General features: G+C 63.8%; 28 protein-coding genes and 1 tRNA gene. 15 read left to right on the forward strand and 14 right to left on the reverse strand.

Annotation, left to right across the window (positions count from 1 at the left end):
* The 5 genes from FJ417_RS18095 to tkt all read right to left on the reverse strand — a co-directional run.
* On the reverse strand, window positions 1-330 hold a 330-nt coding region (locus FJ417_RS18095; RefSeq protein WP_140784426.1), incomplete at its 3' end, for a class I fructose-bisphosphate aldolase.
* Window positions 331-446: 116 nt separating this feature from the next.
* Window positions 447-1,643 carry a phosphoglycerate kinase gene (locus tag FJ417_RS18100; RefSeq protein ID WP_140784427.1) on the reverse strand — a complete coding sequence of 399 codons (1,197 nt, stop codon included), beginning with the start codon at window positions 1,641-1,643 and terminating at the stop codon, window positions 447-449.
* 104 nt (window positions 1,644-1,747) lie between these two features.
* Window positions 1,748-3,637: a potassium/proton antiporter gene (locus FJ417_RS18105; RefSeq protein WP_246687487.1), complete on the reverse strand. Its 1,890-nt coding sequence runs from the start codon at window positions 3,635-3,637 to the stop codon at window positions 1,748-1,750.
* A 158-nt stretch (window positions 3,638-3,795) separates the two neighbouring features.
* A complete protein-coding gene (gene gap / locus FJ417_RS18110) occupies window positions 3,796-4,806 on the reverse strand; it encodes a type I glyceraldehyde-3-phosphate dehydrogenase (RefSeq protein ID WP_140704687.1) in 1,011 nt (336 codons plus the stop codon).
* Between the two features lie 155 nt (window positions 4,807-4,961).
* Entirely contained in the window at window positions 4,962-6,953 is a 1,992-nt protein-coding gene (tkt, locus tag FJ417_RS18115) for a transketolase (protein WP_140784428.1), read from the reverse strand.
* Between the two features lie 260 nt (window positions 6,954-7,213).
* Here tkt and FJ417_RS18120 point away from each other — a divergent pair, with 260 nt between their 5' ends.
* The 3 genes from FJ417_RS18120 (at window position 7,214) to FJ417_RS18130 (ending at window position 8,707) form a co-directional block, all read left to right on the forward strand.
* Window positions 7,214-7,486, forward strand: a complete 273-nt coding sequence (locus FJ417_RS18120; protein ID WP_023763725.1) for a DUF4164 domain-containing protein — start codon at window positions 7,214-7,216, stop codon at window positions 7,484-7,486.
* A 4-nt stretch (window positions 7,487-7,490) separates the two neighbouring features.
* A complete protein-coding gene (locus tag FJ417_RS18125; protein WP_140647887.1) occupies window positions 7,491-7,856 on the forward strand; it encodes a cell division protein ZapA in 366 nt (121 codons plus the stop codon).
* A 191-nt stretch (window positions 7,857-8,047) separates the two neighbouring features.
* Window positions 8,048-8,707 (forward strand): peroxiredoxin, encoded by a 660-nt coding sequence (locus tag FJ417_RS18130; RefSeq protein ID WP_140647888.1) that lies wholly within the window; start codon window positions 8,048-8,050, stop codon window positions 8,705-8,707.
* Window positions 8,708-9,013: 306 nt separating this feature from the next.
* Here the strand turns inward: FJ417_RS18130 and rpoH are convergent, their stop codons facing one another.
* Together rpoH and FJ417_RS18140 are read right to left on the reverse strand one after the other, a co-directional pair.
* Window positions 9,014-9,925, reverse strand: coding sequence for an RNA polymerase sigma factor RpoH (gene rpoH / locus FJ417_RS18135; protein ID WP_140647889.1), 912 nt, complete (start codon window positions 9,923-9,925; stop codon window positions 9,014-9,016).
* A gap of 211 nt (window positions 9,926-10,136) precedes the next feature.
* On the reverse strand, window positions 10,137-11,207 hold the full coding sequence (locus tag FJ417_RS18140; RefSeq protein ID WP_140784429.1) for an RluA family pseudouridine synthase: 1,071 nt from the start codon (window positions 11,205-11,207) through the stop codon (window positions 10,137-10,139).
* A 26-nt stretch (window positions 11,208-11,233) separates the two neighbouring features.
* On the opposite strand from FJ417_RS18140, the gene FJ417_RS18145 reads away from it, so the two are divergent.
* From FJ417_RS18145 to FJ417_RS18155, 3 genes are all read left to right on the forward strand, one after another.
* Window positions 11,234-11,617 (forward strand): fimbrial protein, encoded by a 384-nt coding sequence (locus FJ417_RS18145; protein ID WP_140784430.1) that lies wholly within the window; start codon window positions 11,234-11,236, stop codon window positions 11,615-11,617.
* On the forward strand, window positions 11,614-12,027 hold the full coding sequence (locus FJ417_RS18150) for a VOC family protein (RefSeq protein WP_140784431.1): 414 nt from the start codon (window positions 11,614-11,616) through the stop codon (window positions 12,025-12,027). The genes FJ417_RS18145 and FJ417_RS18150 overlap by 4 nt, the downstream gene beginning before the upstream one ends.
* A gap of 190 nt (window positions 12,028-12,217) precedes the next feature.
* A tRNA-Glu gene (locus FJ417_RS18155) sits at window positions 12,218-12,292 on the forward strand.
* 32 nt (window positions 12,293-12,324) lie between these two features.
* Here the strand turns inward: FJ417_RS18155 and FJ417_RS18160 are convergent.
* Genes FJ417_RS18160 through FJ417_RS18170 form a run of 3 tightly spaced genes read right to left on the reverse strand, consistent with a single transcriptional unit; the run spans window position 12,325 to window position 15,054 of the window.
* Entirely contained in the window at window positions 12,325-12,834 is a 510-nt protein-coding gene (locus FJ417_RS18160; RefSeq protein WP_246677382.1) for a GTP-binding protein, read from the reverse strand.
* The gene (locus FJ417_RS18165; protein WP_140784432.1) at window positions 12,831-14,699 is read right to left on the reverse strand and encodes an OmpA family protein; all 1,869 of its coding nucleotides are present in this window, start codon (window positions 14,697-14,699) and stop codon (window positions 12,831-12,833) included. Before FJ417_RS18165 ends, FJ417_RS18160 begins: the two co-directional genes overlap by 4 nt.
* A 1-nt stretch (window position 14,700) precedes the next feature.
* Window positions 14,701-15,054: a hypothetical protein gene (locus FJ417_RS18170; RefSeq protein WP_140784433.1), complete on the reverse strand. Its 354-nt coding sequence runs from the start codon at window positions 15,052-15,054 to the stop codon at window positions 14,701-14,703.
* 426 nt (window positions 15,055-15,480) lie between these two features.
* Here FJ417_RS18170 and FJ417_RS18175 point away from each other — a divergent pair, with 426 nt between their 5' ends.
* The 3 genes from FJ417_RS18175 (at window position 15,481) to mscL (ending at window position 16,733) form a co-directional block, all read left to right on the forward strand.
* A complete protein-coding gene (locus tag FJ417_RS18175; protein ID WP_140784434.1) occupies window positions 15,481-15,831 on the forward strand; it encodes a YidB family protein in 351 nt (116 codons plus the stop codon).
* A gap of 100 nt (window positions 15,832-15,931) precedes the next feature.
* The gene (locus FJ417_RS18180) at window positions 15,932-16,273 is read left to right on the forward strand and encodes a DUF2853 family protein (protein WP_140647912.1); all 342 of its coding nucleotides are present in this window, start codon (window positions 15,932-15,934) and stop codon (window positions 16,271-16,273) included.
* Between the two features lie 37 nt (window positions 16,274-16,310).
* Window positions 16,311-16,733 carry a large conductance mechanosensitive channel protein MscL gene (gene mscL, locus FJ417_RS18185; protein WP_140784435.1) on the forward strand — a complete coding sequence of 141 codons (423 nt, stop codon included), beginning with the start codon at window positions 16,311-16,313 and terminating at the stop codon, window positions 16,731-16,733.
* A gap of 543 nt (window positions 16,734-17,276) precedes the next feature.
* Here the strand turns inward: mscL and FJ417_RS18190 are convergent.
* Together FJ417_RS18190 and FJ417_RS18195 are read right to left on the reverse strand one after the other, a co-directional pair.
* Complete coding sequence (locus tag FJ417_RS18190; protein WP_246687488.1) at window positions 17,277-17,906, reverse strand: response regulator transcription factor; 630 nt, start codon at window positions 17,904-17,906, stop codon at window positions 17,277-17,279.
* A gap of 56 nt (window positions 17,907-17,962) precedes the next feature.
* Window positions 17,963-19,036: a histidine kinase gene (locus tag FJ417_RS18195; RefSeq protein WP_140784436.1), complete on the reverse strand. Its 1,074-nt coding sequence runs from the start codon at window positions 19,034-19,036 to the stop codon at window positions 17,963-17,965.
* Between the two features lie 484 nt (window positions 19,037-19,520).
* Here FJ417_RS18195 and FJ417_RS18200 point away from each other — a divergent pair, with 484 nt between their 5' ends.
* From FJ417_RS18200 to FJ417_RS18220, 5 genes are all read left to right on the forward strand, one after another.
* Entirely contained in the window at window positions 19,521-19,898 is a 378-nt protein-coding gene (locus tag FJ417_RS18200) for a helix-turn-helix transcriptional regulator (protein ID WP_181167149.1), read from the forward strand.
* A gap of 174 nt (window positions 19,899-20,072) precedes the next feature.
* Window positions 20,073-20,432: a hypothetical protein gene (locus FJ417_RS18205; protein ID WP_140784438.1), complete on the forward strand. Its 360-nt coding sequence runs from the start codon at window positions 20,073-20,075 to the stop codon at window positions 20,430-20,432.
* A gap of 193 nt (window positions 20,433-20,625) precedes the next feature.
* Window positions 20,626-21,207 carry a VOC family protein gene (locus tag FJ417_RS18210; protein WP_140659486.1) on the forward strand — a complete coding sequence of 194 codons (582 nt, stop codon included), beginning with the start codon at window positions 20,626-20,628 and terminating at the stop codon, window positions 21,205-21,207.
* Between the two features lie 22 nt (window positions 21,208-21,229).
* Window positions 21,230-22,069 (forward strand): glutathione S-transferase family protein, encoded by an 840-nt coding sequence (locus FJ417_RS18215; protein ID WP_140784439.1) that lies wholly within the window; start codon window positions 21,230-21,232, stop codon window positions 22,067-22,069.
* A gap of 271 nt (window positions 22,070-22,340) precedes the next feature.
* Entirely contained in the window at window positions 22,341-22,700 is a 360-nt protein-coding gene (locus FJ417_RS18220; RefSeq protein WP_181175324.1) for a hypothetical protein, read from the forward strand.
* A gap of 97 nt (window positions 22,701-22,797) precedes the next feature.
* Here FJ417_RS18220 and FJ417_RS18225 read toward each other — a convergent pair whose 3' ends face one another.
* Window positions 22,798-23,013 carry a hypothetical protein gene (locus tag FJ417_RS18225; protein ID WP_140647904.1) on the reverse strand — a complete coding sequence of 72 codons (216 nt, stop codon included), beginning with the start codon at window positions 23,011-23,013 and terminating at the stop codon, window positions 22,798-22,800.
* A gap of 343 nt (window positions 23,014-23,356) precedes the next feature.
* Between FJ417_RS18225 and FJ417_RS18230 the strand changes: the two genes are divergently transcribed.
* Complete coding sequence (locus tag FJ417_RS18230; protein WP_246687489.1) at window positions 23,357-24,235, forward strand: DUF2865 domain-containing protein; 879 nt, start codon at window positions 23,357-23,359, stop codon at window positions 24,233-24,235.
* A 58-nt stretch (window positions 24,236-24,293) separates the two neighbouring features.
* On the opposite strand, the gene FJ417_RS18235 is transcribed toward FJ417_RS18230, so the two are convergent.
* Window positions 24,294-24,641 carry a hypothetical protein gene (locus FJ417_RS18235; RefSeq protein ID WP_246672528.1) on the reverse strand — a complete coding sequence of 116 codons (348 nt, stop codon included), beginning with the start codon at window positions 24,639-24,641 and terminating at the stop codon, window positions 24,294-24,296.
* Between the last annotated feature and the right edge of the window lie 195 nt (window positions 24,642-24,836).

The following is a 24,836-nucleotide window of genomic DNA, read 5'->3' on the forward strand; positions in this document are numbered from 1 at the left end:
GCCAGGAAAGCCGGCCAGAGGCTTGGCGCCGAGGTCGACCTTGATGCCCGGGATGGCGCCTGCCGCCTTGATGATATCGACCAGCGGGGTGCCGTCGGCAGCCTTCTGGCGGATGGTCTCGTCATAGAGGATGACGCCGGAGATGTACTTCGTCATCGCCTCCTTGGCGCGGAACATCATCTCGCGGTAGTCGCGCCGGTTGTCGGCGGTCGATTCGACGCCGATGACGTCGAAGCGCTTCTTGATGGTGCCGGAGCTTTCATCGGCGGCCAAAAGGCCTTTGCCATCGGCCACGATAGCGGCGGCGATATCTTCGAGACGTTCGCTCATGGTGCTCTCCTACGCTGCGTTTGTTCCGCGCTAGCAGAAGACTACCGCCAAAGGAATGACACCGGAAAGCTAGAATCGATTGAAAGCCGCGCGGGCTTTGCCTGGTCTCTGACTGTTTACCGCTTCAACACCTCGACGCCGGGCAGCGGCTTGCCTTCCATCCATTCGAGGAAGGCGCCGCCGGCGGTCGAGACATAGGTGAAGTCGTCGGCGACGCCGGCATGGTTGAGTGCCGCCACCGTATCGCCGCCGCCGGCGACCGAGACAAGCTTGCCCGCCTTGGTGCGGGCTGCCGCATGCTTTGCCGCGGCCACCGTGGCGCGGTCGAAGGGCTCGATCTCGAAAGCGCCGAGCGGGCCGTTCCAGACCAGCGTGGCGGCGCGGTCGATCCAGTCGTTGACGCTTTGTACGGTCTTTGCGCCGACATCGAGGATCATGCCGTCGGCCGGCACGTCCGAGATGGCGACGGTCTCGCTGGACGCGCCCGCCTTGAATTCCTTGGCCACGACGCCGTCGGCGGGCAGGATGATGGCGCAGCCGGCTTCCGCCGCCTCGATCATGATCTGCTTGGCGGTGCCGGCAAGGTCATGCTCGCAGAGCGACTTGCCGACATCGGTGCCGCGCGCGGCCAGGAACGTGTTGGCCATGCCGCCGCCGATCACCAGCGCGTCGACCTTCTTCACGAGGTTCATCAACAGGTCGATCTTGGTCGAAACCTTGGCGCCGCCGACGATGGCCACCACTGGCCGTGCCGGATCGCCAAGGCCCTTTTCCAGCGCGTCGAGCTCGGCTTGCATGGTGCGGCCGGCATAGGCCGGCAAATGACGCGCCAGGCCTTCGGTCGAGGCATGCGCGCGGTGCGCGGCGGAAAAGGCGTCGTTGACATAGATGTCGCCATTGGCGGCGAGCTTTTCGGTGAAGGCCGGTTCGTTCTTCTCCTCGGCCTTGTAGAAGCGGGTGTTTTCGAACAGCAGGACGTCGCCGTCCTTCATCGCCGCGACTGCATCCGCCGCCTTGTCGCCGACGCAGTCGGCGGCAAAGCCGACCGGATGGCCGAGAACCTCAGCCGTGGCCCTGGCGATCGGCTCGAGCGAGAATTCGGCCGATGGGCCGTCCTTGGGGCGGCCGAAATGCGCAAGCAGGATGACCTTGGCGCCCTTTTTCGAGAGCTCGGCGATGGTCGGCGCTATGCGCTCGATGCGGGTGGCGTCGGTCACCTTGCCGTCGGTGACGGGAACGTTGAGGTCGACGCGCACAAGCACGCGCTTGCCGCTGACGGCGCCGATATCGTCGAGTGTCTTGAAGCCGGCCATGGTTGTTCCTTTTTAGCGAAAACGCGGCGACCTTACCCGGCGCGAAGGACGATGCAAGGGTCGCGTCGATGGCGCGCGCGCAAAAATGATATCGGCGTGAGATATCAGCCTTCGCCGGTTGCCTTCCGCCCGTCCGGCTCGGGCGCCACGGTGCCGATCGGCACGTCGTCGGCCGCCTGCTTTTCCGCCGGCCTGCGCCAGTTGCGGACGAGCGCGGCGATGCGGTCGCCGATCTCGCCGGCGCTCATGAACACCGGCACGCGCGCGACCGGCGCGGTCGGCTCGAAAGACAAGCCAAGGCCGGCGATCCGGCCTTTCTCATCGACATCGCGCACGATCAGCTCGATCGGGCCGATCACCACGCGGTCGGCATATTCGGGATGGCCGCCGAGCCGCTCCGATACCAGCGCGGCGACGGTAAGCTTCTGTTCCGCTTCGGTCAGGCCTGGTCCGTAGGCGGCTTCCAGCTCCGCGGCCGAGCGGGCAGGATCGACTGCAAAGGCGCCGAAGAAGTCGGCATCCTCGGGTTCGACCACGGCGCGGCTGGCAAAAAGCTTGTCGAGCAGGCGCGGGTAGCGGTCCGGCACGAAGATGTAGACCTGATCGCCGGCCGCCAGCCGCCCCATGTCCTGGAAGCGCATCGAGCGCCCGTCGCGCAGCACCAGCGAGGGCCTTGCCCAGCGCGGGATGCGCTCGCCCCGCGCCACCGGGCTGCCGGGCGCGACGCGGTAGGCGAGCAGCTCATGATGGGCCGAGCCCGGCAATTCGAGCTCCACCTTGTCCAGCGGCCCGAGACGGGCCGGCACGATCAGGCCGAGACGCCGCGCCAGCGGACCGACCGTCCAGCCCTGCACCACCAGCGACACGAGCACGATGATGAAGGCGGCGTTGAAGATCAGGCGCCCATGCTCGAGGCCGCCGAGCAGCGGCGTGATGGCGAGCAGGATCGAGACCGCGCCGCGCAGGCCGACCCAGGAGACGAAGGCGACCTCGGGGCGCGGCAGCCGGAACGGGATCAGGCAGAGCCAGACGGCCAAGGGCCGCGCCACGAAGATCAGGAACAGGCCGAGCAGGATCGCCGGCACCAGGATCGCCGAGAACTGCGAGGGTGTGGCGAACAGGCCAAGGATCAGGAACATGATGATCTGCGCCAGCCACGACATGCCGTCCTGGAAACGCTTCAGAATAGTGACCGCGCGGATATCGGAATTGCCGGCGATCAGCCCGGCAAGGTAGACGGCGAGGAAGCCCGAGCCGCCGATGGCGCCGGCCGCCGCGAACACCATCAGCGACAGCGTCAGCACGAAGATCGGCAGCAGGCCGTGGTCGAGGTTCAGCCGCTCGACAAGACGCACGATGCCGAAGCCGCCGAGCACGCCGATGACGGCGCCGAGCCCCATATTGGCGAGGAAGCCGAGCAAAAGGTTGGTGGCCAGCACATTGGCTTCCGGGTTGGCATGCGCGGCGATGATCTCGACCAGGGTGATGGTGAGGAAGATGGCGATCGGATCGTTGGTGCCGGATTCCACCTCGAGCGTGGCGCGCACGCGCTCGCGCAAATGGATTTCGCCGGCGCGCAGCAGGAAGAACACGGCGGCCGCGTCGGTGGAGGCGACGGCGGCGCCGAGCAGGGAGGATTCCAGCCAGCTGAGTTTGAGAACATAGGAAGCGGCGGCGCTGAAGATGGCTGTGGTCAGGATAACGCCGATCGTGGCCAGCGACAGCGCGGGCCCGGCTGCCTGCCTGAGCGCGTTGAGCGGTGTGCCGAAACCGGAATCGAACAGGATGATCGCCAAGGCCAGTGAGCCGGCAAAATAAGCCAGCCGCGCATTGTCGAATTCGATGCCGAGGCCGTCGACGCCGGTGGCAAGTCCGATGCAGAGGAAGAGCAGCAGCAAGGGAGCGCCGAAGCGGAAGGCGATCAGGCTCGAAAACGCTGCGGCGACAATGAGCGCCGTGCCGACCAGCGTCACGAGATAGATCGCATGCTCCATCCGCTATTGCCCCTCCAAATCCCTCTATCTGTCGCTTTAACAGAGAGTGGGGCGAAGGCATGACCAGTGCAAGGCAACGGCGTGGTTTTTGGCTCAGCCGGCCAATAAAAAACGCCCGGCCGAGGCCGGGCGTTTCAAACTGCGGAGCAAGGCTACGATCAGGCGATGGTCTTGCCGAAGGCGACGGCGGTGTCGCCCATGCGGTTCGAGAAGCCCCATTCGTTGTCGTACCAGGACAGGACCGAAACGAAGTTGCCGTCCATCACCTTGGTCTGGTCGAGCGCGACGATCGAGGAATGCGGGTCGTGGTTGAAGTCGATCGACACGTTCGGGTGATGGGTGACGGACAGAACACCCTTCAGCTTGCCCTTCGAGGCGGCGATCAGCGCCTCGTTGATCTCCTGTGGCGTGGTCGAGCGCTTGGCGATGAACTTGAGGTCGACGACCGAGACGTTCGGGGTCGGCACGCGGATCGAGATGCCGTCGAGCTTGCCCTTGAGGTCGGGCAGAACGAGGCCGATCGCCTTGGCGGCGCCGGTCGAGGTCGGGATCTGCGAGAGCGCCGCGGCGCGGGCGCGGTAGAGGTCCTTGTGCATGGTGTCCAGCGTCGGCTGGTCGCCGGTATAGGAGTGGATCGTCGTCATCATGCCCTTCTCGATGCCGACGGTCTCGTGCAGCACGGCCGCCAGCGGCGCCAGGCAGTTGGTGGTGCAGGACGCGTTCGAGATGACGATGTGGTCCTTGGTCAGCTTGTCGTGGTTGATGCCGTAGACGACCGTGAGATCGGCGCCTTCGGCCGGGGCCGAGACGATGACGCGCTTGGCGCCGGCGGTCAGGTGCGCGGCGGCCTTGTCGCGGGCGGTGAAGATGCCCGTGCATTCGAGCGCGATGTCGACGCCGAGCTCCTTCCACGGCAGCTGGGTCGGATCCTTGATCGCGGTGACCTTGAACGTCTCCTTGCCGACCGAGATCTGGTCGCCGTCGACCGAAACCTCATGCGGGAAGCGGCCATGCACGCTGTCATAGCGGAGCAGGTGCGCGTTGGTCTCGACCGGGCCGAGATCGTTGACTGCGACCACGTCGATGTCCTTGCGGCCGGATTCGTGGATGGCGCGCAGGATGTTGCGGCCGATGCGGCCAAATCCGTTGATGGCAACTCTGACGGTCATTGTTCTCTCCCTTGGGGGCTGGAAAGCGGATGGGTCCGCAGTTTCATAACGGCGGAAGGCACAAGAATCCAGCCGCAGAACGTCGCATTTAAATCGATTAGGTTGGTCCAGCCCGGCAAAACCGCCAATCGGTGTTGCCAGGCCCGAGGCAATTCCTACTTGCCGTGCAGACGGGCTTCGACCGCCTTGGCCGCGGCATCGGCGGTGATGCCGAAATGCGGATAGAGCTGTTCGATCGTGCCCGAGGCTCCGAAGCCATGCATGCCGACGAAGATGCCGTCGGTGCCGATCAGGTGGTCCCAGCCCTGGCGGATGCCGGCTTCGATGGCGACCTTCACCTTGGCGTTGCCGATCGTCTTCTTGCGGTAATCGTCGCTCTGCTGGTCGAACAGCTCGAAGCAGGGCACCGAGACGACGCGGGTCGGATGGCCATGCTTTTCGAGCAGGTCACGCGCACCGAGGGCGATCTCGACCTCGGAGCCGGTGGCGAAGATCGTCACCACGGCCTCGCCGCTGGCGGCAGCCAGCTCGTAGGCGCCCTGGCTGGAGAGGTTCTTCGCCGAGTGTTCGGTGCGCACGGTCGGCAGGTTCTGGCGGGTCAGCGCCAGGGTCGACGGCGTCTTTTCGGATTCCAGCGCGATCTGCCAGCATTCGGCGGTTTCGACCGCGTCGGCCGGACGGAAGACATTGTGGTTCGGGATGGCGCGCAGCGCCGCCAGATGCTCGACCGGCTGGTGGGTCGGGCCGTCCTCGCCAAGGCCGATCGAGTCATGCGTCATGACGAAGATCGAGCGGATGCCCATCAGCGAGGCAAGGCGCATCGAGGGGCGGGCATAGTCGGAGAAGCACAGGAAGGTGCCGCCATAGGCGATCAGGCCGCCATGCAGCGTCAGGCCGTTGATCGCCGCCGCCATGCCGTGCTCGCGGATGCCGTAGTGGACATAGCGCTGGCCGTAATCGTCGGGCGTGATGTTCTTGGTCTGGCTGGTCTTGGTGTTGTTGGAGCCGGTCAAGTCGGCCGAGCCGCCGATGGTCTCCGGCACGGCGCCGTTGATGACTTCCAGCGCCATTTCCGACGACTTGCGGGTGGCGACCTTCGGCTTGTCGGCCGACAGCTTTTTCTTGTAATCGGCGATGACGGCATCGAAGTTCGACGGCAGGTTGCCGGCAAGGCGGCGCTCGAACTCGGCCTTCAGCTTCGGCTCGGCCTTGGCCAGACGGCCTTCCCAGTCGGTGCGTGCCTTGGTGCTGTTTTTACCCACGGCGCGCCAGGCGTCGAGGATGTCGGCCGGAATCTCGAAGGGCGGCGAGTCCCAGTTGAAGAATTTGCGCGCGCCGGCGATTTCATCCGCGCCCAGCGGCGAGCCATGCGCCTTGTTGGTGCCTGCCTTGGTCGGCGCGCCGAAGCCGATGGTGGTCTTGCAGGCGATCATCGTCGGCTTGTCGGAATGGCGCGCCGCCTCGATGGCGTAGGCGATCGCTTCGGGATCTGTGCCGTCGATGTGGCTGGCGTTCCAGCCGGACGCCTGGAAGCGGGCGACCTGGTCGGTGTTGTCGGCGAGCGAGACCGGGCCGTCGATCGAGATGTTGTTGTTGTCCCAGAAGACGATCAGCTTGTTGAGCTTCAGATGCCCGGCCAGCGCGATGGCTTCGTGGGAGACGCCTTCCATCAGGCAACCGTCCCCAGCCAGCACATAGGTATAATGGTTGACGAGGTCGTTGCCGAAGGCTGCGTTCATGATGCGCTCGCCGAGCGCGAAGCCGACCGAATTGGCCAGGCCCTGGCCGAGCGGGCCGGTAGTGGTCTCGATGCCGGCGGCATGGCCGTATTCCGGGTGGCCGGCGGTCTTGGAGCCGAGCTGGCGGAAATTCTTGATCTGGTCGATCGTCATGTCCTCATAGCCGGTGAGGTAGAGGAGCGAATAGAGCAGCATCGAGCCGTGGCCGGCGGAGAGGATGAAGCGGTCGCGGTCGGCCCAGTGCGGCGCCTTGGCGTCGAATTTCAGGAAACGGCTGAACAGCACTGTGGCGATGTCGGCGCAGCCCATCGGCAGGCCGGGGTGACCGGAGTTCGCCTTCTCGACGGCATCCATGGAAAGGAAACGGATCGCGTTGGCCATCCGATCATGTTGTTCACGCGACGTCATGCTTCCTCCGGAAGTGGGTTGGAGCTTGGGAGAACCCTTGGAAAAGGATGCCGGGACACATAGCAGGCACGGCCTTTTAGTCAACAAATCGGGGCGGATTTTGCCGGGCTTGTGATGGCATCGAGCGCCTTACATTAGCGATAGCGGGGGACAGTCGCGAGAGCTTTGTTGACGCGCCCTTCACCCGGTGCCTAATCTTTCCGAGGTAACGCATTCTGAACGCGCGCGATTCGGTGATGGGCAGGGCATAGGACGAGGCCATGACCGGGGAAACGACCCTCAAGGAAGTCATCGCCAGGCTGGGCAAGGCCATGGAAGGGCTGGAAAACGCCGTGGCGGCGAAGCTCGAGCATGAGCGCGATTATTCGGAAGCCGAGGCCGAGGTGCAGCGCATGAACGCCGACCGTTCGCGCCTGGCGCAGGAGCTCGACAATTCCGAAGCGCGCGCCGAGCGTCTTGAAGATGCCAACAAGGAAGTGTCGCGGCGGCTGGTGACCGCCATGGAAACCATCCGCGCGGTTCTGGACAGGTAAGGCAATGGCACAGGTCACCGTTTCCATCGACGGCAAACAGTATCGCATGGCCTGCGACGAGGGCCAGGAAGAGCACCTGATCGACCTTGCCGAGCGCTTCGACCGCTATGTCTCGCATCTGAAGGATTCCTTCGGCGAGATCGGCGACCAGCGGCTTACCGTCATGGCCGGCATCATGGTGATGGACGAACTTTCGGAGCTCACCAAGCGCGTCAAGGGCATGGAGAGCGAAGTGCTGACCTTGCGCAAGACGCGTGACGAGGCGCTGACCAAGGCCGACAAGAGCGACAGCGTGCTCACAACCGCGCTCGGCGCGCTTGCGCAGCGCATGGAAGATCTCGCGGCGACGCTCGCGCTAAAGAAAGCCTGAGCGCCCGGCGCCAGCGGTAAATCGAAAATCCTGCCTCCAATTGCGGGCGACGGCGAAAAATTTTCGCCTGCCATGGGCAAGCTTCCTACTCCCGGCGTTTGAACCCTACCTTCATGGTGCTAGAACTAACGTCCGGCCACCGCCGAAAGGGGGTGCGCCGGCGGTTTCACAAAAAAGGGTAGGGATAGGTCATGAGTCTTCGTATCAACGATATCGCGCCGGATTTCACGGCCGAGACTACGCAGGGCACCATCAAGTTCCACGACTGGATCGGCGACGGCTGGGCGGTGCTGTTCAGCCATCCGAAGAACTTCACCCCGGTCTGCACCACCGAGCTCGGCACCATGGCCGGCTTGGAAGGCGATTTCAAAAAGCGCAACGTCAAGATCATCGGCATTTCCGTCGATCCGGTGTCGAGCCACGAGAAATGGCAGGCCGACATCAAGACCGCTACCGGCCAGACGGTGAACTATCCGCTGATCGGCGACAAAGACCTGCACGTCGCCAAGCTCTATGAAATGCTGCCGGCGGGCGCCGGCGACAGCTCTGAGGGCCGCACGCCGGCCGACAACGCCACCGTGCGCTCGGTCTACGTCATCGGCCCGGACAAGAAGATCAAGCTGGCGCTGACCTACCCGATGACCACGGGCCGCAACTTCGACGAGATCCTGCGCGTCATCGATTCCATCCAGCTGACGGCCAAGCACCAGGTGGCGACGCCAGCCAACTGGAAACAGGGCGACGACGTCATCATCACCGCCGCCGTCTCCAATGAGGACGCGATCAAGCGCTTCGGGGCGTACGAGACGGTGCTGCCGTATTTGCGCAAGACGAAGCAGCCTTCGGCGTGATGAGCCTTTTTCCTTCTCCCCGTTTAAACGGGGAGAAGGTGCCCGAAGGGCGGATGAGGGGCGGCGCGGCGGTCGAAGATGAGCGCGCGCCTGCTCCCCGGTCCGATTGTTTGTTCTGAGTTAACAACCTCGCAGCCTCGGCGCTGCCCCTGATTGCTGCCATCCTCCGCTGCGGCTGCGGAGGGTGAACCGGCAGTTCTCCTCGCATAGCGACTGGGAGAAAGGGGCGCGCCACCGCTTTCGCCAAATAAAAACGGCGGCGCCAGATTTTGGCGCCGCCGTTTTGCTGCTCAATGCGCGGTGGCTTTACGCCGCCGGCTGCGCCTCGATGGTGCGCAGCGCCTGGATCTGGCGCTTGGCGGCGGCCTTGACCGCGTCCTGCACCTTCTCGAAGGCGCGCACCTCGATCTGGCGCACGCGCTCGCGGCTGATGTCGAACTCGGCCGACAGCTCTTCCAGGGTCAGCGGCTCTTCGGCGAGGCGACGCGCCTCGAAGATGCGCCGCTCGCGGTCGTTGAGCACGGACAGAGCGCCCGACAGCATGGAGCGCCGATTTTCCAGCTCGTCCTGCTCGATCAGCATCTCTTCCTGGCTTTCGTGGTCGTCGACCAGCCAGTCCTGCCATTCGCCGGACTCGCCCTCGCTCGCCCGGATCGGGGCGTTGAGCGAAGCGTCGCCCGACAGGCGGCGGTTCATAGATACCACTTCCGCCTCGGAAACGTTGAGGCGGGTGGCGATCTCGGCGATCTGGTCGGGCTTCAAGTCGCCATCGTCGAGCGCCTGGATCTTGCCCTTCACCTTGCGCAGGTTGAAGAATAGACGCTTCTGGTTGGCGGTGGTGCCCATCTTGACCAGGCTCCACGAGCGCAGGATGTATTCCTGGATCGAGGCCTTGATCCACCACATGGCATAGGTGGCGAGCCGGAAACCACGCTCCGGTTCGAATTTCTTAACGGCCTGCATGAGGCCGACATTGCCTTCCGAGATCACCTCGCCGATCGGCAGGCCGTAGCCGCGATAGCCCATGGCGATCTTGGCGACGAGCCGCAAATGGCTGGTGACGAGCTTGTGGGCAGCCGTGGTGTCCTGATGCTCGGCGTAGCGTTTCGCGAGCATGTACTCTTCCTGCGGCTGAAGCATCGGAAAGCGGCGGATTTCTTCCAGGTAACGGGCGAGACCGCCTTCACCGGAAACGATACTGGGTAATGATTGGGCCATGATAGCGCCCCTCTCTCTTTGGAGTGGATGCCCCCGAAAAGCGGCGGGCATTCGTCACGGATGCCAAAGGCTCATCCGCGACAACCTGTGTATATAGGAACAAAACCAGAAAAGACAGCATTTGTTCAACACGAAACAGTGTGTCACGCTGAAGTGAACAACGCCAGTCAGGTTTTTTGATGGTCGGTTTGAAGCGTCTTAATGGCAGGTTTCAGAGCTTGCGGAAGCCGCCGACCAATTCCTCCATGTCCCTTGGTATTGGCGCCTCGAACCTCATCGATAGATGGGTAGTCGGGTGCCGGAATTCAAGGAGCCAGGCATGCAGGGCCTGCCGGGGAAAGGCGCTGACCTTGGCTTTCAAGGGTTCGGGCAGCCGGTTGGCCTTGGTGCGGAAGGCCTGCCCGTAATCCGGGTCGCCGATCACCGGATGGCCGATATGGGCCATGTGGACGCGGATCTGGTGGGTGCGACCGGTCTCCAGCCGGCATTCGACCAGGCTTGCGGTGGCGAAAGCCTGCTGTCCTTCGCCGAAGCGCTCGACGACGCTGAAATGGGTGACGGCATGGCGGGCATCGTCACGGCTTTCCGGCACCACCGCGCGGCGGATGCGATCGGCGGCGCGGCCGAGCGCGGCGTCGACGGTGCCCGTCGGCCGTTGCGGAATGCCCCAGACCAGCGCCAGATAGGCGCGTTCGAGATCGCCGGTGCGGCCGTGGTCGGCAAAGGCCTCCGACAGCGCTTTATGCGCGCGGTCGGTCTTGGCCACGACCATGACGCCGCTGGTTTCCTTGTCGAGGCGATGGACGATGCCCGGCCGCCTGACGCCGCCTATGCCGGACAGGCTGTCGCCGCAATGATGGATCAGCGCGTTGACCAGCGTGCCGGTCCAGTTGCCGGCGCCGGGGTGGACGACCAGCCCCGCAGGTTTGTTGATGACGATCAGCTCGTCGTCCTCGTAGAGGATGTCGAGGGGAATGTCCTCGCCTTGCGGCTCGGCCGGCTCCGGCGCGGGCACCAGAATTTCGATCCGCTCACCGGCCATCAGCTTGCGCTTGGCTTCCAGCAGCTGCCTGCCGGCGATGGAGACCGCGCCCTGTTTGATCAGCGCCTGCACGCGGCTACGCGAGAGCTCCGGCCCGAGCCGGGCGGCAAGCCACTGGTCGAGACGCTGGCCGGCGGCGTCGGCGCCGGTTTCCAGCACGACGGCTTCGCCGGCAGCCGATTCCTCGTCCGCCAATTCGTCCTCTATCAATATCGGGGTCTCTTCGTTATGAGCGCTCATCGAAAACCGTTGCGGATTGTCTAGCCATGGCCCGGCCAATCGCCGAAGAAGATGAGGAAAAGCCGCTCGACCCCGCGGCCGAGAACGTGCGCCGCAAGCTCGTCCGCTTCATGATCGTCAATCTCGGCCTACTGTTCCTCGCCCTTATGGTGGTGATCGGGGCGCTTGTCTACAAAGCCCGCAACGCGCCGGTGGCCGGACCGGCTCCCGCCGCCGATGTCCAGGCTCCGGCCGGCGCGCCGCTGTCGGGCGACGTTGTGCTGCCCGTCGGCGCCAAGGTGATCAGCCAGTCGCTCTCCGGCAACCGCCTGTCGATCGATGCCGAGCTTGCCGACGGCAGCCGTTCGATCTTCGTCTACGACATCGCCGAACGCCGCATCGTCGGCCAGTTCTCGATTCGTAACAAATGAGCGGCTTTGCCGAACGCCGCAGCGTCGCGACCGTCGCGCTCGTCGTCGGCAATTACGACGAGGCGGTCGCCTGGTATGTCGAGCGGCTCGGCTTCATGCTGAGCGAGGATGTCGACCTCGGGGGCGGCAAGCGCTGGGTCACCGTCGCGCCGGCGAAGGGCCATGGGGCGCGGCTGCTCTTGGCGGAAGCATCCGGCGAAGAGCAGGAAAGCCGCATCGGCAACCAGACCGGCGGCCGCGTCTTCCTGTTTCTCGAGACCGACGATTTTTCCCGCGACCATCGGGCGATGCTCGCAAAGGGTGTCGAATTCCGCGAGGCGCCGCGCTTCGAGGCCTACGGCACGGTGGCCGTCTTTTCCGATCTCTACGGCAATCTCTGGGACCTGATCGAGCCGAAACGGCAGGTCTGACCGGTGGCGGCCGGCAAAGCGCGCGAAGCGGTCGAAACCCTAAGCAGAGCACTCATCGGCAAGCCAATGAATGCTCCGCTTAGGACTTTTGTTTTGTCGCAGATTCTTGTCGGAAAACCGTACGACACTTTTCCGGAATCTGCTCGGTTGCTTTTTCCCGGCCGCCAGCCTATGTAGCCGGTTCTTGAGCGCGCCCATCGTCTAGCGGTCAGGACACCGCCCTCTCACGGCGGGAACAGGGGTTCGATTCCCCTTGGGCGTACCAAGACAATCAAACAAGCCGAATTTTTTGCCGAACTAAAACTGCCGACGCCGTATCGTTTCGGCGAGTTCGGCAAAGGCATCGACGATTCCCTCGCCGTTCTTGGCGCTCACGAACTTGACGCTCGATCGCGGCAGCTGGCCGATCTCTTCGGCGCTGCCGGGGGCCTCGGCGAGATCGATCTTGTTCACAAGGGCCCGGTATGGCCTGCCTGGAAATCTCGCCTCGAAGCTGCGGACCAGCTCGACCATGCGCGTCACGGTTTGCGGGCGCGTCACGTCCGACACGACGATCGCGGCCGACGCGCCGGTAACGTAGACGGTGTCGAAAATACGCGTCCCGAAATCGCCGTCGGTGTCCCACAGCACAAGCCGCGCCGTGTCGCCGCCGCGAACCGGATCGGCCGGAACATCGTAGCTCAGCACCTCGACGCCGAGCGTCGATTTGTATTCGCCGTCAAAACGATCGTGCACGAGACGGTACATGATGGATGTCTTGCCCACACCCATGTCGCCAAGCAGCATGACCTTTGCGCTGAGCATCATTGAGGGCGCTCGGCGCGGAACACGTTTTCGAAGGTGACGCGGCGGTTGCCTTCGCTCGGCACGTCGGAAATCGGCAGCGATGACGAGCGCGAAACCACAAACAATCGCGACGGCTCGATCCCGAGCGAGGTCAATCTTCGCACCACCTGGTCGGCCCTCTTGCGGGCAACCATCCGGTTGGCGACATCCGTTCCGGTATCGTCCGCGTGCCCTACGACACGGATTCTCAGATCGTTGCCGGCGAGAAGCCCGGCAAGATTGGCAATCTGCTGCCCAGCCTCCTTGTCGTCGGCGAAGGCGTCGCCTGTGCCAAAGAAGATTGCCGTCGAGGCCATGAAGCGATCGAGGCGTTCGGCCGGGCTGTCGACCATCGAGCGCATGGCGTCGTATTGCTGGTTCCTGGATCTTGTTTCCTCGGCGAGCGCTGCGCGTGTTTCATCAATGCCCGCCCGCAGGCCGGCAAGGGATCGCAGCTCTTCTTCGCTTGGCCCGCGCGTCTGGTCGATGCGGGCCTGCAAGCCCGCGAGGGACTGCTTCTGGCCGGCAACCGCTTCGCCGGTCTCGCCGGCGGACTTCTGCAAGCCGGCAAGAGATTGCCGCAGTTCGGCGATCGTCCGGCGGTTTTCGTCGATGCCGGCCTGGAGGCCGGTCACCGATTGCCGCAGGGCGTCGATGTCGGCGTTGAGCGCCGCCACCTGCTCCGTGCCCGGCACGACGCCGATCCGGCCGACGACCCGATAGGGCACTGCGGCCTTGGCCAGCGCGTCGATCAGCGGAGCCGTCTGCACCTGGCTTGGCTCGATGCCGGAGACCGAGACGCTGCGATTGCGGTGGTCGAAATCCAGGCGCAACGGGAAAGATTCCAGCAGCGGTTCCTTGCCGGCCAGTTCCTGGAGCGCATCATTGGCGCGCCGCTCCAGCATCGTGCGGGTCAAATAGACGCTCGCCAGCCATGCCAGCCCGGCGGCGACGAGAGCCGCGAGCACGAACAGGACGACCTTTCCGCCCCGACGCGGTTTACGCTCCGCGGCGGGAGCGGCTTCGATGGAGGCGGCCAGCGACGCCAGCATGGCGGCGTCGCAGTCGAGGCCGCGATCCATGTTCTCGATCGTGTCGAAGAAAAGCGAATTGATCCTGTCATTGTCGGCGGGGCGAAGCGGGCCGATGCATTCCGCGGCCAGGATAAACCGGGGCGAAGCGCGAAGCACGATCTCGCGTCCGCCGAAGTCGAGCTGCTGCAGATTGCCTTCTCCTGCCAGGGCCTGGACGGAAAATTCCAGGATCGCCGCGACCATCGCGCTCAGCAGGTCGGCCCGCTCGTCGGAGGTCTCTTCGCGCTTCCAGTCCGCGACGAGGCGACCGTTGCCGCGTTCGATCATCAGCAGCCGGTTGACGCGCGGCGGACTGGCGTTTGCCAGAACGAACTCGCTGATCGGCCGGCCGGTCGCCAGCGACTTGACGCGCCCGATCCACAGCTCCGTCGATGTCAGGGCGTTGAGGCGCTGCTCCAGCCGCGCGACGAGTTCCTTGAAAGCGTTCGCCACGGCCGCGCTGACCAGCCTGCCCGTGATCGGGTAGAGCGCATCGACCATGAGGTCGCGCGAGTTCCTGATCTCGCTGCGGATCGCTGAAACCACCGATGGCGCGATGACGTTCGCCAGCTCGCGCGGCCGAACGACTTCGGCGCGCTCCAGCGCGGCGACCAATATGTCGGCCGTCGCCGTTTCCAGACGGTCGGGGCTGCCGATATATTGCTGAAGCAGGGCGACATCCGCGCCCAGCGCCTCGAGACGCGCCGCCTCCGTTTGAAAGAGCAGTTTTCTAAGCTGCTCGATCTCACGGTTCTGGCCGGCGGCGGACGTCATGCTACTTTCCCGCGCGCCCGGACCCTAGCCCGCTGATGGTTGCTCCAAGGTCCGAAATCGCGGCGCCGATATCCCTTTGCGAGGCGAGCCGCTTCTGTTCGGTTTCCCGCTCCAGTTCCAGGACGTGCGCCTGGAGCGTCGCGAGCTCCTTGGCAAAGTCCGCCTGGAGCTGCTTGATGGTGGCCTGCATCTCCTCGCGCAGCTCGGCAAGGTTGCTTTCGAGCGACCGCTGCGCGCCTCCGAACAGGAGATTGCGAACCTGGTCGATCGTCGCCTCGGCATGGATTTTGGCTTCGGATCCGTTCGCGGATGCGGCTCCATCCGCGGCTTTTGCGGCTTGCTCGGCGGCTTTCATGTTCTTTCCTCGGTTCTCACGCTCACTAATACGGTGACGACCGTTATATCAAATCCTAATTCGTGTGACAGGCAATCGACTTATTGCCTTTGTGGGAGCTATCTCGCGTCGAGCGTGGCAATTGTGCCGCCCTATCAATCGTCACCTATCGCAATGACTGCTCGCACGCCAGTCGCCCTTCGGGGCTGAATCGAATCCGAGCTCAATCGAATGCAGGCCGAGCAACCCCTGCACCGGGAAAGACGCGGAGCCGCCTTGCCAGGAGCGATGCCCGGTTCGAGGGCGATCCGGCTGCTGCCGAATATGACTTTCGTCATCTCCGGTCCTGACCTTCGTCAGGTGCCGCAACCCCTTGAAACGGCCTAGATCAGCACGCCTGAGCAGCTGCGCTGCGGCGGACGTGATTTTTCGACGGGAGGTTTCCAGATGGGATTTTTGGACAGTCTACAAAGTGCCTTGCAAGGCGAACAGCAGGGCGGAGGCTCGTCACTCCTGGCCGATGCGCTGACCAGCGTCGGCGGTTATCAAGGTGTGCTTGCCATGCTGCAGAAGTCGGGTCTCGGCGACCGTGTCCAATCCTGGCTGAGCACCAATGCCGCAAATCTTCCGATCGCGCCCGACGAGATCAAGGCGGCGCTTGGCGACCAGCGTCTTCAGCAACTGGCGAGCCAGTTCGGGATTCCGCTGGATCAGGTGGCCGCCGCCCTGGCGCAACATCTTCCGGCCGCGGTCGACCAGGCGAGCCCCGATGGGGTGCTCGCGACGCGCAGCGGTTGAAACTTACGGGCAGCGGTCATCCAGACATAGCTTTGCGGCAACCACGCCGCGCGACGCGACAGCGGTGTCGCTGTCCAGCCGAAAACGAGAGGGCAAGCGTGTGAGCAAGCAGGACGAACTGATCAGCAAATATGCGGCGGACCTGAGGGTCAAATGCGGCCTTACGGCGGATTTGGATCTCTTGACGAAGGTGACGAAGGGCTGCGGTCCGGCGATCTACGACAAGGATGCATCCACCGTTTCGGCCTCGGACAAGGAGGAGCTGGAACGGGTCAAGAAAAACTTTCTCATCAAAAGACTGGGGCTGACGGCCGATGCCGGCCTGGACGCGGGGCTCGCCAGGGTCATCGACCAGTACGGCCGCACCAACCGCAACAAACACCGCCCGGTCTTCTACTACCTGCTCGTCAAGCATTTCAGGCGCGAGAACGCCTTCGCCTGACGGCGCAAACAGGCAAATGGGCTAAGAGGAGATGGGGATGCTCAAAGAATTTCAGGAATTCATTTCCAAGGGCAATGTGATGGACTTGGCCGTCGGTGTCATCATCGGCGCCGCCTTCTCCAAGATCGTCGATTCGCTCGTCAACGACATCATCATGCCGATCATCGGCGCGATCTTCGGCGGGCTGGACTTCAACAATTACTTCTTCGGGCTGTCCTCGAACGTTCATTCGACAGCGCTGGTCGATGCCAAGAAAGAGGGCGCGGTCTTCGCCTATGGCAGCTTCATCACCGTGGTGCTGAACTTCCTGATCCTTGCCTTCATCATCTTCCTTATGGTCAAGGCCGCGAACAATATGCGCAAGCGTCTGGAGCGCGAAAAGCCCGCGCCTGCCGCTGCGCCGCCGCCGGCCGACGTACAGTTGCTGACCGAAATCCGCGACCTGCTCGCGAGAAAATAGCGGGATCGTCCGAGGCGGCCGGGTCAGGCCCGGCCGCCTCGGACGCCTGCGTAGCCTTGCGTCGATTCTCGATCCGCGAGCCTTCGCGGCCGACCAGCGGAAATCCCGGCACAGCGTTCCGCCTGCCCGCGCGAACCATGGGCAAGGCTTCAAACAATGAAGATCGGTGCGGAATTGCTCACGAGGCTCGACGACACCATGCGGACCGTCAAAGCCCAGTTGGCCGAAATGGAAGCCGGCAGCTCGACGCGCTCGTATCCCTGCTTGCACCGAGACCGTCGATCGGCAGCCCCGAGATGGTTCTGACCACGCTGGCGCTTCGCGAAATCGAAGTGCGCGATCAGGCAAGGACGTGACCGCCAGGCACTGCTGAGGCGCCGACCGCGGCCTCCCTCGACCTGCCGCCAAGAGCAGGAACTCGGGCAACAAGACTGCCCGTGGCTTCCCCGCAAAAACCTCGGAGCCGCGGGCCTTTTTGCGCGTTCGATCGCCCGGCAGGTCCGGTGGGAGAAACCCAAAGGTCGCGGCGCACCGAACGGCCGTTCAGCCTATCGTTTTTATGGCCAGTTCGGTCCGGTTCTTGGCGCCGCACTTTTCGAGGATCGTGCTGACGTAGTTCTTTATCGTACCTTCGGCCAAATGCAGTTGGGCGCCGATTTCGCCATTGCTCTTGCCTTCGACGATCAGTTTGAGGATTTCGTTCTCGCGCGCGGTGAGGTCGCCACGCAACGGCGGGCTCGCCGGGGCGTGGCGCGGACGCAATCGCTTGAATTCCTCGAGAATTTTCGCGGCGACACCGGGTGAAAGCGCGGATTGGCCGTTCGCCACGGTCCGGATCGTCGCCGCAATCTGGTCGATCCTCGAGTCCTTCAGCAGATATGCCTTGGCTCCGGCGCTGACAGCCTCGAAAATCAGGTCGTTGGTCTCGAACGTGGTCAGGACCACGATGCCGGTTCCTGGAAATTCGCGCAGGATACGCTGGGTTGCCGTGACGCCGTCGGCGCGCGGCATTTGCAGATCCATCAGGACGACGTCCGGGCGGTAACGGCGCGCGAACTCGATCGCCTGCTCGCCGTCGGCCGCGGCGCCGACAATTTCGAAATCGTCGTTTTGCTGGGCAAGCAGCGTGGCAAGGCCTTCCCGGATCAATGTCTGATCCTCGGCGATCAGCACGCGTATCCTTTCGGATGTCAGGCGCGGATCGGTCATCTTGCTACACCCCCAACTTTCTACGCACCCACGATGCCGGACCGGTCGTTCGTTGCCGACACGGTCAGGGGAAGGGATGTCCGAACCAGCGTGCCCGCCCCCGGCGCGCTTTCCACCGCGCATTGCCCCCCCGCGAGCTCGGCGAATTCGGCCATTCCAATCAGCCCGAAATGTCCCTGTTTGGGGACGGTCCCGTCAAAGCCGCGTCCGTCGTCGCGGACATCGACGATGAGGTTTGCGCCAGCTTCGGTTCTTTCCACGGCCGCGTCGAACCGGACCCGTCGCGCCTTCGCATGCGCCTCGACGTTGCGCAACGCTTCGCCGACGATGCGCCGAACCGTCGTCTCGTGATCCTGCAGCCCGGGGCGGGCTCCGTCAGCGATTTGCGTGGAGACCTCGATGCCGGTCTGCTGCGCGAAGTCCGACAGCATCTTCTCGACATCCGAACCCGGTTCGAGGTCGTCGGGCATCCTGAGCCGGGCGATGGCGTCGCGCGCCCGCGCCAAGCCGGTTATCGCGGCTTCCTCGGCAATTGCGAGCCCGTCTGAAACACGGGCTGGATCGGTCGCCAGGAAATGCCTGGTCAGCCGGATTTGCGTCAGCAACGCGACGATCGAATGCACGAGCGTGTCGTGGAGGTCGCGCGCCAGGCGAAGGCGGGTGCGGGCGAGCGAGGCGAAGCGCACCTCGGAATTGGCGGCTTCGAGCTGCTGTTCCATCAAGCGTCGGGCGCGCCGCTCGCTTTCGAACATGATCTCGGCCTGGCGCGCCGTGAAGTCGGGCATCGCGATCACGACGTAGTGCGATCGATCGCCATTCCACAGGATGACCGCGGTGACGGGACGGTCCAGCCCCGGCAATTCGGCCCGCACGCCCGACAAGGCGATCAGATCGCGGCGTCCCTCGGACAAGGCCGCCATCTCGGCCTCCATCCCGACCAGGAGCGTGCACAGGCAGCAGTCCGCTCCAAGGGCGGGGAGCCACTCGACCAGGCGCCCCACTTTTTGCTGAACTGTCCTGTCGGCCCGCAAAACAGCAAGCCCGATGACTTCCGCTTGCGCGGCCGGCAGTAATTCTGTGCCGATATCGATCATTCGTTCTCGCAAAAACAGCCGCAGGGCGCGGCAGTCCACTTTGACGTAAGCCCGAACCGGCCGCAAACGAATATGACTTTCGTCATCATCGCCCCTGACTTTCGACAGATGTCACGCCCCCGCCAAAGGGGCTAGGTCGAAGGTCGTCGACATCGGCAACCTGTCGACGTGGTTTGAAACGATGATCTTCGTCCGGTTCGCCGGCACGACGGGCTCAGACCGAGGGAGCTGGGGTTGCCGCGATTTCAGCACTGGGAAAAGGAACCGTGGACGTGGAGACGGTTTCGGCAGTTGCCGATCGGCTTTCAGATATTGGCGCTTCTGTCCGTAGCCGCGATCCTGTCGATCTCATTTCTGATCTTCGTGCTTTTTATTTTCAGGTAATCGAGGCTCCGTCTCGAGCCGCGCAGCAAGCCAAACCCGAACGCCGGTCGCCATGAAGCTAAACGTCCAATTCATCAAGCACCCAGGCTCGAAAGAGCGCATGGTCGTGCTGCCGGAATCCCAGTTCCGCATACTCAAGCGGACCGCGATGGCGGGTGTGAGCGAGCTTGACGAGCCTGCCCCCAACAGTCCTTTGCCCAAGCGCGTCCTCGACAGGATCGCGGCAGGCGAGAACCCGGTTCGCGCCGTCAGGGTCCTGCGCGGCCTGAGCGGAAGGCAACTCGCCGCCCAAGCCGGAATAACCCCGAGCATGCTGTCGCAGATAGAGCGCTCCGGAAAGACGGCCTCCACCCGGACCCTCAAGGCGATCGCGCACATCCTGGATGTGCCGCTCGGTGCCATTTCGCCTCATCTGTCCGCCGGAATCGGAGGTGTGCCGGCCGATGCCGGCAGGACCGTGGCGTGGATCCTGACCTGAGGATCGAGACGCCTACGGCGGCACATGACTTCTGTCACCGTCGGTCATGACCTTCGCCGGATGGCTCCGCTTTCGTGAGCCACGATAGAACGTGGTCCGAGCCGACTGTCGACGGCGCGTGCAACAGGCCTTCGCGCGCTTCGACACCGGCAAGTAAAGCGTGGATTGAGTCAGATGAATGCAACGGACAGCCGCTCCTTGCGGCCGCTGGCGGGGTTCTCAGGGTGGATTGCCATGCATCCGGTGGCGACTGCCGCCCTGATCGCATCCGGTTGCTGCCTGATCCTCGTTGTCGTCGGCTTGGTATCAGGCCTCGTACTCCCTTCAACCGTGCATGATCCGGATTTGCTTGTCGTGAACACCACCGACAAAGGCCCGCGCATCGTTCCCCGATCGGGGATCGACTTCGCCTGCAAGGGGCAGAACTGGGGTCATGAATCGAGTGAGTGCCTGGCCGCCATCCGAATCCAAACCGGACAGCGGCGATCGATCCGCATCATCGCCGACGGCGGCACCGGCTCGCAAGCGCAGTGAAGGCCCGGCGGCGCTTCTGGCGTAACGTCCCGGATTGAATTAGCATCCCCTCATCGCGCTCCGGCCGCGATCCGACAGGATGCGGAATGCGGAGCGCAACGAGAACCGGGCGGTGGTCGCGTGCCGAGGCTGATCCGAGCGCGGCCAGGCACCTGGAAACCGGCAAGGCGCAAGTGCAGGCGGGGAGGAGCCAATGCGGAAGCTGCAGTCGCAAGGCGTTCATCACATTACGCTGGTCGGTGCCGGGCGCCAGACCTCGATCGACTTCTGGGAGGGCGTGCTCGGCATGCCTTTCATCTTCGAGCAGCCCAATCTCGACAAGGCGAGCGAAAGCCATCTCTATTTCGATCCGGGCGACGGGCGTTTGATTACGGTCTTCACCGACGAGACTCGGGTCCCCGTCAAGCGGCGGACACCGACCGATATCGGCTGCGTCCACCACATCGCGTTCTCGGTGTCGCGGGTCACCTTCCTGCAGGCGGTCGCGCGGCTCGACGAGCGCGGCATCAAGCACAGCGGTGTGAAGGATCGCGGTTTCATGGACTCGATCTATTTCGAGGATCCGCTGGGGCTGTTGATCGAGCTTGCTTCCTACCGCTTCGAACCGCCGGCCGGTTTCACCCATGCAGACGTGCTGATGGAGGCGCACAAGATCCGCGTGGCGCGCGGCGACTACAACATCGCCGAACTGCATCTGGCCGACGCCATCCAGGCGCTGGTCGAGCGGGCACGCGAAACCCTGTCGGAAAGCAGGGCGGCTAAAAATCCTTATTAACCGGGTCAGAGGGAGGACCGACATGGCAAAAGCTGCAGCGAAGAGTGCAAAGAAACCCGCGGCCAAGGCGGTGCCGAAAGCGGCGGCCAGGCCGGCCGCCAAAGCTTCGGCCAAGGCGGCGTCAAAGCCGGCGGCAAAAGCGGCGCCCAAAGCGAAGCCGGCCAAGAAGCCCGGCGTGAAACTCAGCGTGCTGAGGCCTAGCGTCAACAACATGACGGTGCGGGTGTTCGCGCGCGCGGCCGGGCTCGATCCGACGGAGACCGATGCCTGGGGCCAAACGCGTTCGCCCGAATTCCTGGCGCGCAATCCGGCGCATCTGACGCCGATGATCGAGGATAAGGGCCTGCCGCGCGGCGTGCTGTGGGAAAGCTGCGCCATCATGCAGTATCTCGCCAACAAGCACGGGCTGGATAAGTTCTATCCGAAGGCGCCGGCCAAGCGGGCGATGATCGACAGCGCCATGTTCTATCTGGTCGGCACACTTTATCCGTATGTCGCGCGCGCGACGTATCCGGCCCTCGGCTTCCCGCAATATGCCGGCGAGGTCGGCCACGGCGACGCCCATCCCGACAAGAAATCGGAAGCGCAGAAGGCGGCGATGGCTGCGATCGCGGAGCCGCTCGAGGTGTTTCATTCCTTCTTCCGCGACGGCAAACCGTTCATCGGCGGCAACAACCCGTCGATCGCCGATATAAGGCTGGCGGCAACGCTCGAATTCCTGGCGGTCATCGACTACGTGCTGCCCAAATGGGCGAACGAGTATATGGCGGCGCTGGAGAAGAAGCTCGGCAAGGCTTATGCCGAACCCGCCGGCGACGTGCGCGGCTACATCGCGCATGTGAAATCGCAGGCCAGGGCGTAGCAGTTCCTCGGGGTTAAGGTTTCGTTTACCTAAGGCCTGTCTACTGGTCGCAGTCCTCGCGGCGACCACGGATGTACTGGCGCCATGACGAGGCAAGGGAAAGGTCGGCTCCGTGCCGGCCTTTTGCTTTTTTTCGCGGCCATCGCGCCGCAATCACGACAGTATGATTGCGGCGCCGACGGGCAGGCTGAAAGCCTATTGTCATCTCCGTCATGGGTCGTACGATGCCGCCAGGCGGTTGAGCGATGGCAACGAGGAATCCGCGATGAACATGGCAAGATCCTTGATGATGGCGGGCGCGCTGTCGATCGCGCCGTTTCCATCGGCCGCCGCGTCGCTCAGCAGCATGAACGAGGTCGGCGCCGCGTTGCTCGCCTGTTGGACACCGCCGGCCAATTCCGACAATTCCTCCGTCACTCTCAGCTTCAGCTTCAAGCGCGACGGCACGCTGATCGGGCCGCCGAGGACGACCGCCATCCATGTCAGCGGCGACGACAAGACGCGCAAGGCCTATGTCGATGCGGCGACCAAGGCCCTGAACGATTGCCTGCCGCTCAGCTTTTCGCCGTCGCTGGCGCAAGGCGTTGCCGGAAACGTCTTCACGCTGCAGTTCAACTCGCCGAAGACCTAAAGCGCGTCGCTGAAGCGGATTCAGGCGACGCGCTTTAGCCACTCGCACTTTCCTGGAAGTCCTCTAAGGCGCCGAGTCCGGCCGTGCCGCGCTCAAATCAACCGCGTGCGCGCCTGACCTGGGCGTGTTTTTCCAATTCCGGCATCTCGAAGACGTAATCGTTCCAGGCGGAGTCCGGGATCTGCCCGGCCAGGTAGCAATCCAGCAGAAGGCTTTGTTCGGGGGTAAGGGGTCTCGGCGCCTGCTCATGATCCAGCCCAAGAGAATGGATCAGGTTCCTGGTCAAGCCAGAGACGGTGAAGTGAATGGACATCTTCAGTCTCCTCTGCACTGCGCGGCTCACATCAACGCCAACAACGTTTATCGCCGGTCAAAGGTTTCATCAGCAGTCCGTGATCGCGCAGCGGCCCGGCTTTGGCCGACCTGAAAATGGTTTTTCGGCTACTGTCTCAATCTTGAAATGAAAGCGTAATATTCGCTTCACAAGCTTTAGCGTAACACTTGGATCATATAGGTGAGTTCCCGGCTAAGCTTTGTGTATATGAGTTATCTCTCAATTAGCTTGTATCAATTAAATCTTCGAACAGGGGTGGCGCCCGATGACGAGGTTGCGGCTTCTTAAGATATCATTGCTGGTGGTCATGGCGATCTTGGCGATGACGCAGGTTTCTTATGCCGATTCTTGCTCGGCGCTGAGAAGCCAGATCCTGTCCGGCGGCCGCGACGCGGCGAGCCCCGAGCTTGGGCAACTGCGGCGCCAGCTCGCCGCGATCCAGGGGCTGGAGAGGCAGCGCCGCTGCATCGCCGTCGGCGCCGTCGGGGGCTTCTTCAATGCCTGCGCGGATCTTGCCCGGAATCGGACCGAGGTGCAGCGCCGGATCGCCAGCATCGGCAATTCCGGCCGCGACTCCTCCGGGTTGCAGGCGAGATACGTGGCGCTTGGCTGTCAGGGGGCTTCCAAGCGGCAGCAGGCGCCGCAGCAGCAGGCGTCCAACCCCGAGGCTTCCACCCCGGCATATGGTGGGAATGCGATGCTGTTTTGCGTTCGCCTCTCGGACGGCTATTTCTTCCCTGCGCCGAATTCACAATTCGCGCGAGGCGGGGACCTCAAGGATACGGTCGATCAATGCCGCTACATTTGCGACGATGCGGGTGTCGATCTCTATACGCTGAGCGATCCGAGCCTTGAGACCGACCAGATGGTCGCGGTCGAGACGCGCAAGCCCTATACCGAACTCCCAACCGCCTTCCGCTATCGCGATGCCGCCGAGTTCAAGGGCTGCGACCTCAAGCGCTACTCCCAGCGGGTGGCCGAGCTCAGGGCGCGCACGGTGAGGCCGCGCAACATGGAAAACGCCATCATTCCCTTGCCGACATCAAGGCCGGACATGGGCACGGTCTCGGAGATTCCATCGAGCGGTGCTCAGGGCGCGGGAGCGGATGCGACCAGCTCGATCGCGCAGCCCGAGGCGCTCGTCCCAGCAGATGCAAAGCCGGTGCGCGTGGTCGGGCCGGCCTTCTTCCCCGCGAATTGATCGGGTCATCGCCCCCTACCTTGCGGCAGGGCCGCCTGGCTGTTTTGACCAGGCAACATTATTCGCAGACGACCCGGTAGCGCTTGCCGTTTTCGCCGACATTCCTGCAGGCGAGGGGTCTCTGCTCGCCGGAAGACTCGTCCGGCAGGTCCTGGCTCAGGGATGGCGTCATCGAAGCGCGCCTTGGGTAGCGCCGGACGGCCGGGTCCGGCGGCGGGCCTGGCGGCAGAGGAAAGACGTCCGACGCGATCTGCCGCGACCCGGTCGTTCCCGGCGGCGCCTCGTCCCAGACACGCCTGACATCCATCCGGCTGGGAACGATCACCGTGCCGTCGTCGCTGCGCACGCAGCCGCCCGCTGCAAGCAGCGCCGGGCACAGGACGAAAGCCGCGATTCGACCAAACATTAGCAACACCTCAGGCACCTTATAATGCGTCGTTGCCTCGATCGCCAACGGGCGGATTACCGCAGCCGGCGCCACAACCGGAATCTGGCTCAACGGGACCGGCGGCAGGCGGTTGCAATCATTATGGTTAGCGGATCGTTAATGCTTGTCGGGCACATTCCGCCGACGGACCGGCACGGTTCGGTCCTGGGGGTA

The sequence above is a fragment of the Mesorhizobium sp. B3-1-7 genome, from assembly GCF_006439385.1.
Classification (GTDB): Bacteria; Pseudomonadota; Alphaproteobacteria; order Rhizobiales; family Rhizobiaceae; genus Mesorhizobium.

Excerpts from the sequence above, each read along its gene's own strand:
- FJ417_RS18100 (WP_140784427.1), bottom strand. The coding sequence starts at position 1,643 with ATGGCCGGCTTCAAGACACTCGACGATATCGGCGCCGTCAGCGGCAAG.
- FJ417_RS18105 (WP_246687487.1), bottom strand. The coding sequence starts at position 3,637 with ATGGAGCATGCGATCTATCTCGTGACGCTGGTCGGCACGGCGCTCATT.
- gap (WP_140704687.1), bottom strand. The coding sequence starts at position 4,806 with ATGACCGTCAGAGTTGCCATCAACGGATTTGGCCGCATCGGCCGCAAC.
- tkt (WP_140784428.1), bottom strand. The coding sequence starts at position 6,953 with ATGACGTCGCGTGAACAACATGATCGGATGGCCAACGCGATCCGTTTC.
- FJ417_RS18120 (WP_023763725.1), top strand. The coding sequence starts at position 7,214 with ATGACCGGGGAAACGACCCTCAAGGAAGTCATCGCCAGGCTGGGCAAG.
- FJ417_RS18125 (WP_140647887.1), top strand. The coding sequence starts at position 7,491 with ATGGCACAGGTCACCGTTTCCATCGACGGCAAACAGTATCGCATGGCC.
- FJ417_RS18130 (WP_140647888.1), top strand. The coding sequence starts at position 8,048 with ATGAGTCTTCGTATCAACGATATCGCGCCGGATTTCACGGCCGAGACT.
- rpoH (WP_140647889.1), bottom strand. The coding sequence starts at position 9,925 with ATGGCCCAATCATTACCCAGTATCGTTTCCGGTGAAGGCGGTCTCGCC.
- FJ417_RS18140 (WP_140784429.1), bottom strand. The coding sequence starts at position 11,207 with ATGAGCGCTCATAACGAAGAGACCCCGATATTGATAGAGGACGAATTG.
- FJ417_RS18145 (WP_140784430.1), top strand. The coding sequence starts at position 11,234 with ATGGCCCGGCCAATCGCCGAAGAAGATGAGGAAAAGCCGCTCGACCCC.
- FJ417_RS18150 (WP_140784431.1), top strand. The coding sequence starts at position 11,614 with ATGAGCGGCTTTGCCGAACGCCGCAGCGTCGCGACCGTCGCGCTCGTC.
- FJ417_RS18160 (WP_246677382.1), bottom strand. The coding sequence starts at position 12,834 with ATGATGCTCAGCGCAAAGGTCATGCTGCTTGGCGACATGGGTGTGGGC.
- FJ417_RS18165 (WP_140784432.1), bottom strand. The coding sequence starts at position 14,699 with ATGACGTCCGCCGCCGGCCAGAACCGTGAGATCGAGCAGCTTAGAAAA.
- FJ417_RS18170 (WP_140784433.1), bottom strand. The coding sequence starts at position 15,054 with ATGAAAGCCGCCGAGCAAGCCGCAAAAGCCGCGGATGGAGCCGCATCC.
- FJ417_RS18175 (WP_140784434.1), top strand. The coding sequence starts at position 15,481 with ATGGGATTTTTGGACAGTCTACAAAGTGCCTTGCAAGGCGAACAGCAG.
- mscL (WP_140784435.1), top strand. The coding sequence starts at position 16,311 with ATGCTCAAAGAATTTCAGGAATTCATTTCCAAGGGCAATGTGATGGAC.
- FJ417_RS18195 (WP_140784436.1), bottom strand. The coding sequence starts at position 19,036 with ATGATCGATATCGGCACAGAATTACTGCCGGCCGCGCAAGCGGAAGTC.
- FJ417_RS18200 (WP_181167149.1), top strand. The coding sequence starts at position 19,521 with ATGGTCGTGCTGCCGGAATCCCAGTTCCGCATACTCAAGCGGACCGCG.
- FJ417_RS18205 (WP_140784438.1), top strand. The coding sequence starts at position 20,073 with ATGAATGCAACGGACAGCCGCTCCTTGCGGCCGCTGGCGGGGTTCTCA.
- FJ417_RS18210 (WP_140659486.1), top strand. The coding sequence starts at position 20,626 with ATGCGGAAGCTGCAGTCGCAAGGCGTTCATCACATTACGCTGGTCGGT.
- FJ417_RS18215 (WP_140784439.1), top strand. The coding sequence starts at position 21,230 with ATGGCAAAAGCTGCAGCGAAGAGTGCAAAGAAACCCGCGGCCAAGGCG.
- FJ417_RS18220 (WP_181175324.1), top strand. The coding sequence starts at position 22,341 with ATGGCAAGATCCTTGATGATGGCGGGCGCGCTGTCGATCGCGCCGTTT.
- FJ417_RS18225 (WP_140647904.1), bottom strand. The coding sequence starts at position 23,013 with ATGTCCATTCACTTCACCGTCTCTGGCTTGACCAGGAACCTGATCCAT.
- FJ417_RS18230 (WP_246687489.1), top strand. The coding sequence starts at position 23,357 with ATGACGCAGGTTTCTTATGCCGATTCTTGCTCGGCGCTGAGAAGCCAG.
- FJ417_RS18235 (WP_246672528.1), bottom strand. The coding sequence starts at position 24,641 with ATGTTTGGTCGAATCGCGGCTTTCGTCCTGTGCCCGGCGCTGCTTGCA.